13 protein-coding genes are annotated in these 16,530 nt (G+C 35.5%); 7 read left to right on the top strand and 6 right to left on the bottom strand.

The annotated features are described in order from the left end of the window. Positions 1–6: 6 nt before the first annotated feature. The 3 genes from AC4FQ5_RS06245 to AC4FQ5_RS06235 all read right to left on the bottom strand — a co-directional run bounded on the left by AC4FQ5_RS06245 (position 7) and on the right by AC4FQ5_RS06235 (position 4,900). Complete coding sequence (locus AC4FQ5_RS06245; RefSeq protein WP_491141654.1) at positions 7–474, bottom strand: pyrophosphohydrolase domain-containing protein; 468 nt, start codon at positions 472–474, stop codon at positions 7–9. A gap of 143 nt (positions 475–617) precedes the next feature. Further along, entirely contained in the window at positions 618–3,548 is a 2,931-nt protein-coding gene (locus AC4FQ5_RS06240; RefSeq protein ID WP_491141652.1) for a reprolysin-like metallopeptidase, read from the bottom strand. Positions 3,549–3,760: 212 nt separating this feature from the next. Then, entirely contained in the window at positions 3,761–4,900 is a 1,140-nt protein-coding gene (locus AC4FQ5_RS06235; RefSeq protein ID WP_047444047.1) for an acyl-CoA dehydrogenase family protein, read from the bottom strand. A 190-nt stretch (positions 4,901–5,090) separates the two neighbouring features. Between AC4FQ5_RS06235 and AC4FQ5_RS06230 the strand changes: the two genes are divergently transcribed. The 5 genes from AC4FQ5_RS06230 to purF all read left to right on the top strand — a co-directional run bounded on the left by AC4FQ5_RS06230 (position 5,091) and on the right by purF (position 10,770). Beyond that, positions 5,091–6,953: an endonuclease gene (locus AC4FQ5_RS06230; RefSeq protein ID WP_491141650.1), complete on the top strand. Its 1,863-nt coding sequence runs from the start codon at positions 5,091–5,093 to the stop codon at positions 6,951–6,953. 135 nt (positions 6,954–7,088) lie between these two features. Continuing rightward, positions 7,089–7,694 (top strand): SatD family protein, encoded by a 606-nt coding sequence (locus AC4FQ5_RS06225; RefSeq protein WP_491141647.1) that lies wholly within the window; start codon positions 7,089–7,091, stop codon positions 7,692–7,694. A gap of 1 nt (position 7,695) precedes the next feature. Then, entirely contained in the window at positions 7,696–8,391 is a 696-nt protein-coding gene (locus AC4FQ5_RS06220; RefSeq protein ID WP_491141645.1) for a DUF3307 domain-containing protein, read from the top strand. Positions 8,392–8,412: 21 nt separating this feature from the next. Beyond that, positions 8,413–9,132 (top strand): phosphoribosylaminoimidazolesuccinocarboxamide synthase, encoded by a 720-nt coding sequence (purC, locus tag AC4FQ5_RS06215; RefSeq protein ID WP_225686466.1) that lies wholly within the window; start codon positions 8,413–8,415, stop codon positions 9,130–9,132. A gap of 138 nt (positions 9,133–9,270) precedes the next feature. Beyond that, positions 9,271–10,770 (top strand): amidophosphoribosyltransferase, encoded by a 1,500-nt coding sequence (purF, locus tag AC4FQ5_RS06210; protein ID WP_491141643.1) that lies wholly within the window; start codon positions 9,271–9,273, stop codon positions 10,768–10,770. 80 nt (positions 10,771–10,850) lie between these two features. On the opposite strand, the gene AC4FQ5_RS06205 is transcribed toward purF, so the two are convergent. Both AC4FQ5_RS06205 and aroB read right to left on the bottom strand, forming a co-directional pair. Next, positions 10,851–11,492, bottom strand: a complete 642-nt coding sequence (locus AC4FQ5_RS06205) for a porin family protein (RefSeq protein ID WP_491141641.1) — start codon at positions 11,490–11,492, stop codon at positions 10,851–10,853. Positions 11,493–11,746: 254 nt separating this feature from the next. Beyond that, complete coding sequence (gene aroB / locus AC4FQ5_RS06200; protein WP_491141639.1) at positions 11,747–12,793, bottom strand: 3-dehydroquinate synthase; 1,047 nt, start codon at positions 12,791–12,793, stop codon at positions 11,747–11,749. A 397-nt stretch (positions 12,794–13,190) separates the two neighbouring features. On the opposite strand from aroB, the gene AC4FQ5_RS06195 reads away from it, so the two are divergent. Then, positions 13,191–14,150, top strand: coding sequence for a pseudouridine synthase (locus tag AC4FQ5_RS06195; RefSeq protein ID WP_491141853.1), 960 nt, complete (start codon positions 13,191–13,193; stop codon positions 14,148–14,150). A 152-nt stretch (positions 14,151–14,302) separates the two neighbouring features. Here AC4FQ5_RS06195 and pncA read toward each other — a convergent pair whose 3' ends face one another. Then, the gene (gene pncA, locus AC4FQ5_RS06190; protein ID WP_491141637.1) at positions 14,303–14,908 is read right to left on the bottom strand and encodes a bifunctional nicotinamidase/pyrazinamidase; all 606 of its coding nucleotides are present in this window, start codon (positions 14,906–14,908) and stop codon (positions 14,303–14,305) included. Positions 14,909–15,280: 372 nt separating this feature from the next. Here pncA and AC4FQ5_RS06185 point away from each other — a divergent pair, with 372 nt between their 5' ends. After that, entirely contained in the window at positions 15,281–16,423 is a 1,143-nt protein-coding gene (locus AC4FQ5_RS06185) for a DEAD/DEAH box helicase (RefSeq protein WP_491141635.1), read from the top strand. Positions 16,424–16,530: the final 107 nt, after the last annotated feature.

The following is a 16,530-nucleotide window of genomic DNA, read 5'->3' as shown; positions in this document are numbered from 1 at the left end:
AATATCTTAATTTTCGATAATTGTTTTTAAATCAGCAGGAGAGTAGTATTTGTTTTTCAGAACTTTATGATCTACTTTTCTGTATACATTGAATTTTTCTCCTGACTTTTCGTAGAAAGATTCAACTTGTTTTTCTTTGTAAAACTCTACTGTTTCGCTTGCTTGTTCTTCATTGTCGCAAGCTTTAGACATATTTGATCGCTGAACTTCGTTGAATAATTCTACAAATTTATCACCCAACCCGAATTCTAAAACAGCACCACTTAAAACATACTGCAAATCGCATAATGCATCGGCAATTTCTACTAAATTTTTATCTTCTATCGCCTGTTTCAGTTCATTTAGTTCTTCCTGTAAAAGCTCAACTCTCAGATTACATCTTTCCTGAGAAGGAATTTGCGGAGTTTTTAAAATAGGTGCTTTGAAAGTGGTGTGAAATTCTGCTACCTGATTCAGGCTGTCAATTTTATCCATGAAATTTTTAAATTTAGAGCAAATATAGTGATTTTGAGAAATTGTTGCTGGTTGTTGGTTTTTAGTTTTAAAATTACTTGCTACTCATTACCATAGAAAAGACTGCCATTTCTGGCAGCCTTTCAAGTTTAATTTTTTAATGGTTATTTTTTGATAAATCTTTTTGAGATTTCTCCAATCTGGATCGTGTAAGCTCCCGTAGTAAGATTGCTTACATTCACTGTGCCTCTTTCGAGTTTTCCTGCGTTTATTAGTTTTCCACCCATGTCAAAGATTTTATAATCTTCTGTCGTTGTATTTGAAATATTTAAAATATCTCTTACCGGATTCGGATATAATTTAATATCGGTCATTAAATTCTCGACACCAAAATCATTTTCTCTTCCAGATGAAAGAATATTTAAAGTATAATCTTCAACCTGCCCGTAAGTATAAGATCCGCAAGATGTTGACGGAACAGAATTGTACTGCATCATCACTCTCATTCTTGTACTTCCAAGAGTAGCTGTTGAAGGAATCGTGATTGATCCTGTCACAGGAGTTGTTTGTGATCCCGTTTTTGTCCATGCTAATTCTCCGCTGTCTGCAAAATCACCATCTTTATTATAATCGATGTAAACTGCATATGCTTCATTGTATTTTGTGGATGTCCAAACCGGTGTAATGGAAATTGTATTCGCCGTTCCTCTGGTTACATTGGTTGAAACAGAAGTAAAGTTTTCATAGCCCGCAGTTCCTGTAGAAGTGTTATTAATGCTGCCAAATGTCACATTTCCAATTCTTTCATCTGCAGTATTTGTGGCTGTTGCTGTACAATATGTAACTGAAGTTCCTGCAAGAGTCGTTACGCTTGCTGTATTACTTGCTGTGGAAATATTTCCTGCTGCATCTTTTGCTTTCACTGTAAAGCTGTAAGTTGTAGAAGGCGTTAAACCTGTAACCGTATACGTTGTAGAGGCAGTAGCACCTACAAGTGAAGCTCCTTGGTAAACGTCATAACCTGTAACACCTACTGCATCTGTTGCGCCGCTCCATGAAAGATTGGTGCTTGTAGAAGTTGTTCCTGAAGCCGAAAGAGTAGGAGCTGTAGGAGCAACCGTATCTGTACTTCCTGAACCTGCATTTACAGAAATATTAGCATTATTCACATCAAAGAAAATGTGATTGCTTCCTTTTACCATAATTCTTCCTGTAGTCGTAGTTACATTCGGAATTGTTACTGCCTGAGAACCGTCATTTGGAGTCCCTGCCAGTAAAGTTGTCCAGGTTGTCCCGGAATTTGTTGACCAAAGAATATCTACATTAGCAGCGTTTACACCGTTGGCTGTTGTTCCGGCTACATTCCACGTTACATTTTGAGAGCTTCCTCCAGGATAAGTTGTTGCTGTACCTTGAGAAGTAATGACAAAAGGTCCTGCTGTAGCATTTACTGTAACTTTAGTGTCGTCAGAATTGTTTCCTGAACCTCCCGCTCTGTTATCACGAACCGTAAATCTGAAATTTAAACTTCTAGCAACTGAAGAAAGTGCCTCAACTGTGATTTCTGAACCTGCAGTTGTTGTTGCCCCAGCTAAAACGGATGCCATTCTCGGGAAATATCTTACAGGTGTAGTTGCCGGAGTCCAGGATCTGAATGTTGGTCCGGTAGCTTTTGTTGCGCTAGCTGCCGAACTTGCTCCTGTTTGGGAAGACGATGCATTATCAACTTGTTCCCAAATATAGGTTAAAGAATCTCCGTTTGCATCAGTTCCGGTTCCTGTAAGCATAAATGGTGTACTTTTCGGAATGGTATAATCTAAACCAGCATCTGCAGTTGGAATTGAATTTCCAGTTGAAGTGCTTACCGGACAGGTTTTAGCTTTAATATTATTGGTGACCTGCTGAATACTGATCGCATGAAAAAAAGAATCTGAGTGTGGCTGAATGTCCTGACTTGTAATTCCTGCGTAACCCATAATTGTTGAGCCGGAGCCAGGTTCCATATTAACACCCGTTCCTTCATTACTCATTGAAAATGTATGGTTTCCTCCGAATTGATGACCTAATTCGTGGGCTACATAATCGATGTCAAAATTATCACCAGATGGAATTCCGTCTGCAGGAGAAGTATAACCGCTGCCTTTTGAACCGTTTACACAGACACAACCGATGCAGCCTGCATTTCCACCACCTCCGGAAGCTCCGAATAAATGTCCTACATCATAATTTGCTTCACCGATTACAGACGTTAAAGTTGACTGAAGCTGAGAATTCCAATTGCTCATTTGTGAAGCCGCAGAATAAGGATCTGTAGACGCACTTGTGTAAATTACAGCGTCATTATTGGCAATTAAAACCATTCTGGCTGCAAAGTCTTTTTCGAAAACACCATTTACGCGGGTCATCGTATTATTCATTGCTGCTAAAGCAAGTGCTTTTGTCCCTCCGAAATAAGCCGTGTATTCGCCGGTTGAAGATAATGCAAGTCTGAACGTTCTTAATTTAGCATCATCCGCATTGGGTCTTGCTGCAAGAGTAGTTGTACTGATTCCTTTTTGAGCAACGTCTATAACTGTACATTCGAAAGTACTCAGGTTATCTTTTTTATCAGATTTTTTGTAAACCACATAAGAAGAAAGATCTTTTGTATAAGGCTCAATGAAAACAGCCGACTTATCACCATAAATTTCCATTGAAGATAATCCTAAAGGTGAAATACTGAAATATACCGTCGAGTTTGGATCGTCAAGACCTTCCCCGACATAAGATTTGATATCCGGATATTTGGCGGAAAGTAGCGGATCAAAATTTGAGTTTTCTCTTACTTTGAAATTTTCAAGTTTGCCATCAGAATTTGGAAATGAAATAATAATCTCAGATTTTTCCCTTATTGCTAATCTTTTAGGAACTTTTGAAAGAATATTTTTCAGCCCGTTAATATCAAGCTGATAAATTTTGGGGTTGACAATGTTTGTTTTGTTTTCTAAAACTTCAGAATTTGTTTTTAAAGAACCTTCAGACCATAGTCTATCGGTCTGAGCGAAAGAAATGCCTGACACAAAAAGCACTCCAATCACCAATAGTTGTTTTTTCATATATATAACATTTGATTGTGGATTACCAAAGCTAATAAAAAATTCTTTACGAAAAACAAAATTTTTTAAGATTTTTTTAGATAATACATTTAAATTATTATGCGATACATTAAATACACCGTAAATCTTCCCTTACCAAAATGAAAATAGCATATGCGGAATGCATATGCTATTTATTAAAATATAGTTTGAAATTTATCTCAAAACAAAAATTACTTTGTAATTTCTCTGCCTATAACCAATCTTTGAATCTCAGAAGTTCCTTCTCCAATCGTACAAAGTTTAGAATCTCTGTAGAATTTCTCAGCAGGAAAGTCTTTTGTATATCCGTAACCTCCAAAAACCTGAACAGCATTGTTTGATATTCTTACACAAGCTTCAGAAGCGTACAATTTTGCCATTGCACCTTCTTTCGTCATTTTTTGCTTAGCATTTTTCAATGTTGATGCTCTTTGTATCAATAATTCTGCAGCATCGATTTCCGTTGCCATATCAGCCAACATAAAGTTGATTGCCTGAAATTCAGAGATTGCTTTTCCAAATTGTTTTCTCTCCTGTGCATATTTTAAAGCAGCTTTGTATGCCCCTCTTGCAGTTCCTAAACTCAGTGCAGCAATTGAAATTCTGCCACCGTCTAATATTTTCATCGCTTGTTTGAAACCTTCACCAACTTCTCCCAAACGGTGAGAATCCGGCACACGAACGTTATCGAAGATAAGCTCAGCAGTTTCTGAAGCACGCATTCCTAATTTGTTTTCTTTTTTACCAGAAGTGAAACCTGCCATTCCTTTTTCAAGAACGAAAGCGGTTGAATTGTTTTTAGCACCAATTTCACCAGTTCTTGTCATCACAACAGCAATATCTCCTGAAATGGCGTGAGTAATAAAGTTCTTAGCGCCATTGATTACCCATTCATCACCATCTTTTACAGCTGTTGTAGACATTCCACCAGAATCTGATCCTGTATTGTGTTCTGTTAATCCCCAAGCTCCGATTACTTTCCCGGTAGCTAACTGAGGAAGCCATTTGTTTCTCTGCTCTTCGTTTCCGAACTCATAAATATGATTGGTACACAATGAATTGTGAGCTGCTACAGAAAGTCCGATAGAAGGGTCTACCTGAGAAATCTCATCCAAAATGGTAACATACTCATGATAACCCAGACCAGAACCGCCATATTGCTCTGGAATTACAATCCCCATAAAACCCATATCACCTAATTGATGAAATAATTCTTTAGGAAAAGTCTGGCTTTCGTCCCATTCCATGATGTTGGGTCTGATATTTTTCTCAGCAAATTCTTTTGCTGTCTCAGCTATCATTTTAATGTTGTTGATAGTTTCTGTATTCATATTAGATAATAGTTAGTGCCCAAAGATACTTAAATTGCCGAAATACGAAAAAAAATTTGATTACGTATAAAAAATACCGCTAAAGTTTTATTTATCAATTTTTTACATTTTCAAATTTAACATAACATTAATGAAGATATTTAACGAAGATTACAATAATTTCATAATTTAGCCAACCAATTTTTAAAGAATGAAAAAATTTTTACTTCCTGTTTTATTGATTTCGTCATATGCTTTTTCTCAGATTCCTTCAGGATATTATAACGGAACTGCGGGACTTAGCGGTTATGCACTGAAATCAAAAGTGCATGATATTATTTCTGAAAAAAACATCAATTGGCATTACGGTGATCTTACCAATTACTATAACCAGACAGATCTTGATAAATACTATGATCACGGTGCTGCAAACACCACAATTTTACTGGATATGTATTCCGAAATTCCGGCTGGTCCGGATGTTTATGAATACACCACTGCAAATATTATCGGTAGTGCTTCAGCAGAAGGACAGGGCTGGAACAGAGAACACATGATGCCGCAAAGCACGTTCTACAGTAATTACCCGATGTATTCTGATTTGTTTTTTGTGGTTCCTACTGATGCCAGAATCAATCAGCTAAGAAGCAATTATCCGTATGGAATTTCAAATTCGACCATTCATCATACATTTACTAATACTTCCAAAATTGCGAATAGTGCCATCCCAGGCTGGTCGTACACAGGACGTGTCTACGAACCCATCAATGAGTTTAAAGGTGATGTAGCAAGAAGTTTACTGTATTTTGCGGTAAGATATGAAGGGAAATTAGGAACTTTTAATTTTAATAACAATACAAATCCCGCTTCAGACACCAATCCTTTAGATGGTACAGAGGAGAGATCCTTTGATCCTGCTTACCTGGCAATGCTTTTGCAGTGGCACACTCAAGATCCTGTTTCTCAAAGAGAAATAGACAGAAACAACGCTGTTTATGCTATTCAAAAAAACAGAAATCCTTTTATTGATAATCCTTCCTGGGTAAATGCAATTTGGGGACAAACTCCTGATGCAACTCCGCCACAAGCCCCAGCCAATCTAACGGTAACTCAAAATAGTGCATATTTTACAAATCTAACTTGGTCTCCAAGCACAAGTACGGATGTTATCGGATATAAAATCTATCAAAACGGAACTTTGATTGCTTCTACAAAAGGAACTTCCGTAACTATCGATCACTTAACGCCTTCTACAGCTTATCAGTTTACTGTTAAAGCTTATGATAACGGATATTTATTTTCTCCTGACAGTAATATCGTTTCTATAACCACTTTAGCAACAGATATTTATGCCAAAGATTTATTTGTTTCAAAATATCTGGAAGGAACAGCAAACAATAAAGCTTTAGAAATAACCAATAGAACGGGACACCCTGTTAATTTGAGCGATTACAGGTTATCAATTCAGTTTTACAGCGGTACAAACTATTATTTTGTAGATCCCTATGAGCTGGAGGGAACGGTTCAGAATAATGAAGCTTTTGTAGTTTTAAATCCTTCCGCAAATTTTTCCTGTTATACAATAAATCAGGCAAAATTTGTAACGGCAGCTCCGCAAATGACTTTTAGCGGAAGTAATTATATAGAATTGAGGTACAAATCTACCAGCGTGGACGGAATAGGTATCAGTTCACAATCGAATAGCTCTACGTTATCAAACGTGTCTTTATACAGAAAAAATACGATTAACCAACCTACGACAACTTTCAGTATCTCAGAATGGGATTCTTACGCAAATGATTATTGCCAAAATCTGGGAACACTTTCTACATCTGATATTACTTCAGCAGATAAAGAATTTAAAATTTACCCAAATCCTGTCAATGAGAGCGTTTTTGTTAAAGGCAATATTAACAATATAAAAACCGCTGAGATTCTTGATATGTCAGGAAAATTGATTTATTCTGAGAAAAATCCATTTAAAAACAAAAAAAATATATCTGTTCAAAAATTGACAACCGGAAATTACTTATTAAAATTAGATGATAAAATTCATCAGTTTATTAAAAAATAAGATCTAAGTCAGTAGAAATATAAAAATCAATCATTTACAACATCATCGATATAAGCAGATTCACTAATAATCATTATCTATAAGTGCATCTGCTTATATTTTTTATATATAAGTATTTATGCTTATATTTGCAGAATGATAGCGGTCATCACCGGTGATATTATAAATTCGCAACATGCAGACACTCAAGTTTGGATAACCAGACTGAAAAATCTTCTTGAAAGCTGGGGAAGTGCTCCACAAACATGGGAAATTTACAGAGGCGACGAATTTCAACTTAAGTGTAATATCGATGACGTTTTCTGGCGTTTCTTAGCCATAAAATCTCTTATAAAAAGCCAGGAAAATTTAGATGTGAGAATTGCCATCGGTATCGGAGAGGAAAATTTTTCATCGGAAAAAATTACAGAATCCAATGGGACTGCCTATGTAAATTCCGGAAGATTATTGAATGATATTAAAAATGATGGTCATACAGTTGCCATCAAAACATCCAATGATAATGTAGATCGTGATCTTAATATTCTCCTGAAATGGTCTTCAAAAGACTTTGATAACTGGACGATGGCCACCGCAGAGATCATTCACGAAATGATCATGAATGACGACATCACGCAGGAAGATTTAGCTAAAAAATTCACCATCTCACAATCGTCTGTCAGCCAGCGACTGAAACGTGCAAACTACGATCTGATCGTGGAAACCAATCAATATTTTAGAAAGAAAATTTCAGAATTATAGTATGATCTTTACTCAACTCATATTGGCACATTTACTCGGAGATTTTGTTCTCCAGCCAAACTCTTGGGTTTCGGATAAAGAAAATAAAAAACTGAAAAGTAAATATTTGTATCTTCATATTCTGATTCACACGGTTTTAAGTTTTATTTTTCTTTGGAACACGGAACTTTGGTGGGTTGCTCTTTTGGTGGGATTTACACATTTGATTATCGATGCTTCTAAACTTAGTTTTCAGAATGTAAAGACTAAAAAAAGCTGGTTTTTTATTGATCAGGCTCTTCATATTTCGGTGATTGCGGGAGCTTCTTTTTATTTTAATGAATTCAGTTTTGAAGTTTTAAAAGATCAGGAGATTTTAAAAATATTGATGGCAGCTTTGTTTTTAACAACACCTGCTTCAGTTTTTATCAAAACTTTGTTGTCTTCATGGACACCCGTTCCGGAGACGCATAATAACATACAGACCGAATCTTTATCAAGTGCCGGAAAATATATCGGGATTTTAGAACGTTTACTTGTTTTTACCTTTATCATGGTCAATCATTGGGAAGGCGTTGGTTTTATGGTAGCAGCAAAATCTGTTTTCAGATTCAGCGATCTTGCACAGGCAAAACAGAGAAAATTGACAGAATATGTATTAATTGGTACACTTCTGAGTTTTGGAATGGCAGTTTTAACAGGAATTTTAATTAAATAATAAAAATAAATCTAGTAAGAAATGGAAAAGAAAGAAATGTTGTACGAAGGTAAGGCAAAACAGGTATTTGCTACCGATAATCCTGACCAAGTTGTAGTTCGTTTTAAAGACGATGCTACGGCGTTTAATGCTCAAAAAAGAGGATCTGTTGATTTAAAAGGGGAGATGAATAATGCCATCACCACTCTTATTTTTGAATATTTAAACGAAAAAGGGATTAAGACTCATTTCATTAAACAATTGAACGAAAGAGAGCAATTGGTGAGAAAAGTATCTATTATTCCTTTGGAAATGGTGGTAAGAAACTATTCCGCAGGAAGCATGGCTCAAAGATTAGGAGTGGAGGAAGGAATTAAATCTCCGGTTACCATCTTCGATATCTGCTACAAAAAAGACGAATTGGGAGATCCGTTGATCAACGATCACCATGCTGTTTTCTTAGGTGCTGCAACGTACGAAGAGCTTGATGAAATGTATGAATTAACTTCTGATATCAACGAAATTCTGATCGATCTTTTTGATAAAATGAATATTATCTTAGTTGATTTCAAAATCGAATTAGGAAAAACTTCTGATGGTGAAATCATCTTGGCAGACGAAATCTCTCCTGATACTTGCAGACTGTGGGACAAAGACACGATGAAGAAATTAGATAAAGACAGATTCAGAAGAGACTTAGGAGAAGTTACTGAGGCTTATGTAGAAATCTACAACAGATTGAAAACTTTACTTGGTAAGTAAAATTTCAGATTTGAGACATCAGATGCTAGATTATTAGCTCTGAAAATGATTTGTTATTCAACAAAATTAAATTTAAAGTCGGATGTTAGTCTAGAATCTGATATCTGACTTCTACTATCTATAATAGAAAAAATAGAAATGAAAAGTTTAGACATTCATAAAAGTGAATATTTAAAACAATTTGAAACTCAAACCTACGGAAGAAATCTCTTCAGAACGCAGGAAGAAGAAAGACTGGATGCTCCGAATGAGGAGTGCGGTATCTTCGGAATGTATTCTGATAATGATTTGGATACGTTTTCTCTTTCCCAATTCGGGCTTTTTGCTTTGCAGCACAGAGGTCAGGAAGCTTGTGGTATCTCTGTTCTTAAGGACGGAAAAATCACCAATATGAAAGATGAAGGATTGGTTTTAGATGTTTATAAAGAGATCCAGGATCCGGAAACTTTTATGGGAAATTCTGCAATCGGTCACACCCGTTACACGACTGCAGGAGATAAAAAGAAGTATAATTTCCAGCCATTTTTTGCCAAAAACGAATATGACCAGATTATCCTTTCCATCGCACACAACGGTAATCTGACCAATGCTAAAGAGCTGAAAGCAGAGTTGGAAGCTGAAGGTGTAGTTTTCAGGGCAACCTCAGATTCTGAGGTGATTTTACGATTAATTCAGAAAAATCTTGATTTAGGTCTTCGTGGAGCCATTAAAGCAACCATGGAGAAAATAGAAGGGGCTTATTCTGTAGTAGGAATGACGAGAAATAAATTTTTTGCATTCAGAGATTTCAACGGGATCAGACCTTTGGTTTTAGGTGCTGTTGATGAGAAAACTTATGTTGTAGCTTCAGAATCTGTAGCATTAGATGCGGTTGGAGCTCAGTACGTACGTGATATTTTACCGGGAGAAATCATTTATACAAATGAAAATGAACCCGGTAAGCTCAATTCTTACATGGTAAATGAAGAGAAAGGCAAGCAGAGAATCTGTTCGTTTGAATATATTTATTTTGCAAGACCTGATTCAACTTTAGAGAATATCAACGTTTACGAAATCAGAGAAAAATCTGGTGAGAAAATCTGGGAACAGGCTCCTGTAGAAGCTGATATTGTGATTGGAGTTCCTGATTCGGGAGTTCCTGCTGCAATCGGTTTTTCTAAAGCTTCTGGAATTCCTTTCCGTCCGGTTTTAATCAAAAACAGATACATCGGAAGAAGTTTTATCGTTCCCACACAGGAAATGAGAGAAAGGGTTGTCAATTTAAAATTAAATCCTATCATTTCTGAAATCAAAGGTAAAAGGGTAGTCATCATTGATGATTCTATCGTTCGTGGTACAACTTCAAAAAGACTGGTTAAGATTTTAAAAGAAGCAGGAGTAAAGGAAATTCACTTCAGAAGTGTTTCCCCGCCAATTATTGCCCCATGTTACCTGGGAATTGATACTCCTTCAAAAGACGATTTGATTTCTGCAAATATGACCACTGAGCAACTCAGAGATTATTTGGGAGTAGATTCTTTAGAATTTTTAAGTACTGAGAATTTAAAAGTAATTTTAGGTTCGTCTAACCATTGCTTCGGATGTTTCACAGAAGAATATCCTGTTGCAAAAGGAGAGGAAATAGAATTATTCAACTAAAAATAAATTATAAAAATAAAATGTCAGACTTAGAAATTAAGTCTGACATTTTTTATTGAAATAAAATTTGTTTAAAATTCTTAGAATTTAAATGCTAAACCAACTTGGAAAACATTATTTCTAACTGCATCTCTTCCTGAAGGTCTATCTTTTGCAATATCAGTAACACCTGCAACATATCTTGCAGTTAAACCAATATTATCTGTAAAATAGTAACCTGCTCCTAGACCAATTCCAACATTAAATGTATTGAAGTTATCTTTATAGTTATCAGATTCTGCTAAAACATCATTATTAGTTTCGTTCTTAGATTTATTTTTTGCGCTTACCATAAAACCAAATTCTGGACCTGCCTCTACATAAAGGTTTGGAATAAAATTGTATTGGAACATTACCGGAACTGTAATATAATCAAAATGGTTTGCATAAGAATATCTGTTTCCTGCAACCACGTAATCATATTTATCACCATATTGGGAATACAAAACCTCTGGTTGAATACTGAATGATTCTGCTATAGGAATATTTGCAAATACACCTGCATTAAAACCAATTTTAGACCCTTGATCTTCTAAAGTTTCGTCATTTGATAATGAAGAAACGTTCATACCTGCTTTAATACCAAATCTTACATCTGATGAAGATGTGGTAGTCGTTGTAGTTGTCTGAGCGAATGCTAATGAACCTGCTGTAACCGCTAGTCCTAAAATTAACTTTTTCATAACTTTAAATTTTTAATATTTACTATTTCCTAATTTTAAATTTTACTGACAAACTTTTTTGAGTTTGACGAGTGGTATCTTTCAAATTGTTTGCCAAACATTAAAAATATGATAAAAATCAGCCTTCTGTAAAGCAAACAAGCAACCATATTCAGACATAATCAACTGTTTTAAAGATAGTTAATTAAAATAAAACAAGTGTTTAAATTAATAGAAAAATTTATCAATTTATGTCAAAAAATGACATAAAGATTTTAAAAACCGCTGAGTTTTTTATAAAAGTCCAATGATTTTTTGATGTTTTCTGCCTTACATTCATAATCAAATACACAAGATCCGATCTCTGAAAGTAAGGAAAAATTGATTTTGCTCTCGGTATTCTTCTTGTCATTCAATAAAAGATGGAAAATGTCTTCTTGTTTAAAATCACCCAGATCAATGAATGAATAATACTTTTGAATGTTCTCTATAATAGTTTCTGAATCTTCTTTTGTAATTAAACCTTCCAAGTAGGAAAGATGGGTTTCACAGATCATGCCGAGTGCTACTGCTTCACCGTGGAGAATAGGACTTTCTTTTTCCAAACATAAACTTTCTATGGCATGACCGATGGTATGACCAAAGTTCAAAGTTTTTCTTATATTTTTTTCATGGAAATCTTTTTCAACGACTTCCTGTTTGATATTCATCGATGTCTGAATGTGTGGAACCACGCCTTCCGTATCAATGTTCTGAATCCGGATCAGATTTTCCCAATGAGTTTTGTCCGCAATCAGCCCATGTTTCAACATTTCTGCAAAACCACTGCGTAATTCTTTGTTGGGAAGTGTTTCCAAAAACTTCGGATAAACAAAGATATGTTCCGGAAAACTGAAAGTTCCCACCATATTTTTATAATGCAACAGATCAATACCCGTTTTTCCGCCAATAGAAGCGTCACACATTGATAAAAGGGTAGTCGGGATATTGATAAACTGAATTCCTCTTTTATAAGTAGAAGCTACAAAACCACCCATATCGGTAATTACTCCGCCACCCAAATTGATGATCAGAGCTTTCCGATCTGCCTTCATTTCTGTCAAAATCTCCCACAATTGAGTGACCGTCTGAATATTTTTCATTTCTTCGCCCGGCTCAACTTCTAAAATCTCAAAACCTGTTTCTGTTTCTAAATTTCCCAAAAGCAGCGGAAGACAATATTCATGAGTGTTTTCATCTACGAGAATAAATATTTTGCTGAATGTTTTTTTGCTAAGAAAATCGTTTAATTGTGAAAAACTATGGTCTGATAAAGTGATCATTTTTTGTACTTTCTGATTATATTAATAAGGAACAATTGTACAAAGTTATGATTCTTAATTTTCAACTCATAACTAAATTACTATCTTTGCAAAAATATTTAGAATGAGCAGAGACAATAATAATTCAGGAAGACCTAAAAAACCTAGATCTTCAACAAGAAATTCGGACGGTCCGCGCGCTCCTAAATCTGGAAATTCTTCAGAATCGAAATCTTTCAAAAAACCATTTTCTAAAAGTGGCGGAAGAAGTTTTGACCCCAAAGATAAAAACGAAAACGGCTCATCAAGATTTGAGAAAAAGCCCTTCAGCAGAAGCGATAGAGATACAGATACTGACCGCTCTAAACCTTTTGCAAAACCCGATTCCAGAAGATCTGATACCAGCTATGAGAGTCGAATGGAAAAGAAGTACTCAAAAATTGAAAAAGAACCCTTTGTATCCAATCAAAGTGAAGAAAGAGCATCTTTCAAGAAAACCAGCTTCAAAAGAGGTGGTGACGGAAAAAACTTTGATACAAGAAGTAAATATGAAAGAGGAAGCCTGAAATACGGAAGAAAACCAGGAAGCGAAACCGACAGAGATGACGACAGAGCAAGATCTTTTGTACAAAAAAGAAGATTTAAGAAAGTTGAAAAAGACGTTCATAAAGATACGATCCGTCTTAACAAATACATCGCCAATTCAGGAATTTGCAGCAGGAGAGAAGCAGATGATCTTATCGTTCAGGGTTTGGTAGAAGTTAACGGACAGGTCGTTACTGAAATGGGTTATCAGGTTCAGAAAACAGACAAAGTAGTTTTCGACGGGCAGGGTATTACACCGGAAAAACCGGTTTATGTTCTTCTGAATAAACCTAAAGGCTACATTTCTACTACAAAAGATGACAAAGCAAGAAAAACCGTGATGGATCTTGTTGCCAATGCGTCACCTTACCGTCTGTTCCCGGTAGGAAGATTAGACCGTTCTACAACAGGAGTTATTCTTTTAACGAATGACGGACACATGACCAAAAAACTGACTCACCCATCTTTTGATGCGAAAAAAATCTATCATGTAACTTTGGATAAGAAATTAACCAATGAGGACATGAAACTGATTGTTGAAGGCATCCGTCTTGAGGAAGGCATTGCAGTTGTAGATCAAATTTCATTCATTGAAGGGAAACCGAGAAATGAGATCGGAATGGAAATCCACATCGGTTGGAACCGTGTGATCAGAAGAATTTTCCAAAGATTAGGATACGAAGTGGAAGCTCTTGACAGAGTAATGTTCGCAGGAATGACAAAGAAAAACATCAAAAGAGGTCACTGGAGAATCCTTACAGATTTGGAAGTGAATACTTTGAAAATGCTTTAAAAGCTTTTACGTTTAAAATAAAAAAGACGCAGAAATTAATTCTGCGTCTTTTTGTTTCGCCTACTTCTTTCTGTTTGTCATTCCGTAAAATCTAAACGCAGAAAAAACATTGTTTAGATTCCTCCGGAATGACAAAGTTTACATTTAATAGATTATCCCAAAACGGTCACCCCTTTCTGAATCATCTCAAAAATGGCGTCTTTGGCGTTATCAGGTTTTACATTAACAGCTTTGGTTCCGTTGAAGTGAAGACAGGTAATATATCCGTTTGCAACGGCATCTGTTGCGGTAAATTTTACACAGTAATCCATTGCTAAACCTACAATTTCAACCAATTGAATATCATGATATTTTAAGAAATCATCCAAACCTGTTTTCATAAAATGATTGTTATCCTGAAAACCGCTGTAACTGTCGATCTCAGGATTCTTACCTTTCTGGATGATATGAGTCACCTTATCTCTGTTTAAATCCTGATGAAATTCTGCGCCGAAAGTCCCTTCCACACAATGATCCGGCCACATAAACTGCGGAACTCCGTTTAAAATGATGCTTTCACCAACATTTCTGCCATTATTGCTGGCAAAACTTTTGTGATTGGCAGGGTGCCAATCCTGAGTCAGCACAATCTGATCATATTCATTTTCTTCCATCAGAGAATTAATGTAAGGAATTATTTCATTTGCTCCGGGAACAGCCAATGCTCCGCCTTCACAAAAATCATTCTGTACATCGACTATTATTAATGCTTTTTTCATATGCAAGTATTTATTATTTTTAAAGGACATATGGAATCTTCGCGATTTCATATTTTTTTTTATGATTGAAATTATAATTTATTAAAATCTAATATTCAAAAAATTATCCAAATTTTAAATATCAGACAAAACGGCATTTAGATTGAAAAAGTTATTAATGCCTATAAATGAACGCAAAGTTTATCATTCCGCAGAAATCTCTACAAAGATTTTAACTTTCAACTATTTAGATTCCTCCCGAATGACAAACTTTATGTAAATTAAAAGATTAAAAAGTAAAAGTAATTATTTATTAAAATTATTACAATCAGTATTTTACTTTCGGAGCATAAACAATTACCAATAGCTTATCTTTGCAGAAATAAGTATTTTATGTCATTTGAGTCGTTAGGATTATCAAGCAATATTATTCATTCTGTTAAAAAGTTGGGTTATCTTAAACCATTTCCAATTCAGGAGCAGGCAATTCCTATTATTTTGCAGGGAAAAGACCTGATGGGAATTGCACAGACCGGATCGGGAAAAACGGCTTGTTTTGTGATGCCAATTTTAGAAAAATTACAAAATACAGAAGTTAAAAAAGACCGTAACGTTCAGGTTTTAATATTGGTTCCTACACGAGAATTAGCGATTCAGATTGATGAAGTTTTCAGAGCTTTTACCGTAAATCTGAAGCGTGAAATTCGTACAATGGCGGTTTACGGTGGGGTTTCTATCAATCCTCAGATGAAAGGAATGTTTGGTGTGGAAGTTCTGATTGCAACTCCCGGTCGTTTATTGGATTTAATTGATCATAATGCGTTGAGTATCTCAGGAGTTAAGCATCTGGTCATTGATGAGGCAGACAAAATGTTTCAGTTAGGTTTTGGAGAAGAGATGGATAAGCTTTTTGGATTAATGCCTGTCATGAAACAAACAACCTTATTTTCTGCAACTTTGGATGATAAAGTTTCCGAAATGAAGAAACGTCTTTCAATGAACCCCGTTTTAATTGAAATAAAAAAAGAGGAAGTTGAAATTGATCATATCGAGCAATTGGCATATCACGTTTCACCGGAAAATAAAGGTCCATTTTTGCGGTATTTAATTAAAGAAAAGAAAGTGGAGAAGGCCTTGATTTTTGTTTCGTCCACAAAATCCGCAGATAATCTGGTTGAAAAATTAAAGAAAAACAAAATAAAAGCTGTCGCTATCCACAGTCAGAAATCGCAGGGTGCCCGTAGAAATAATCTGGAAGAATTTAAAGTTAACGGTGCGCAGATTTTGGTTGCAACAGACCTGATTGGTCGAGGAATTCACATCGAATCTTTACCATGTGTTATCAATTACGAATTACCGCGTTCTCCATTAGATTACGTTCACAGAATTGGGAGAACAGGACGTGCAGGAGAAAAAGGAACTGCCATTAATATTCTTACTGATGATGAATTACAGCATTTCAGAGTGATTCAAAAGAAGATGGGGAAGAAGGTGACTTTGCAAAGAACCGAAGGTATCGATTTGCATGGTTACTAGTGAGAAATTTCAATGAATCAAAGCTTCAATCTCAGTAGAATTTGAAGCTTTTTTTATGCTTAGAATTCTCAAAATTTTTGATAAATTTACGCGGGTTAAAATTTAAA

This window comes from Chryseobacterium sp. DT-167 (assembly GCF_058310155.1).
The sequence above is the reverse complement of the archived record's forward strand: the minus strand, read 5'-3'. Positions and strand labels throughout refer to the sequence as shown.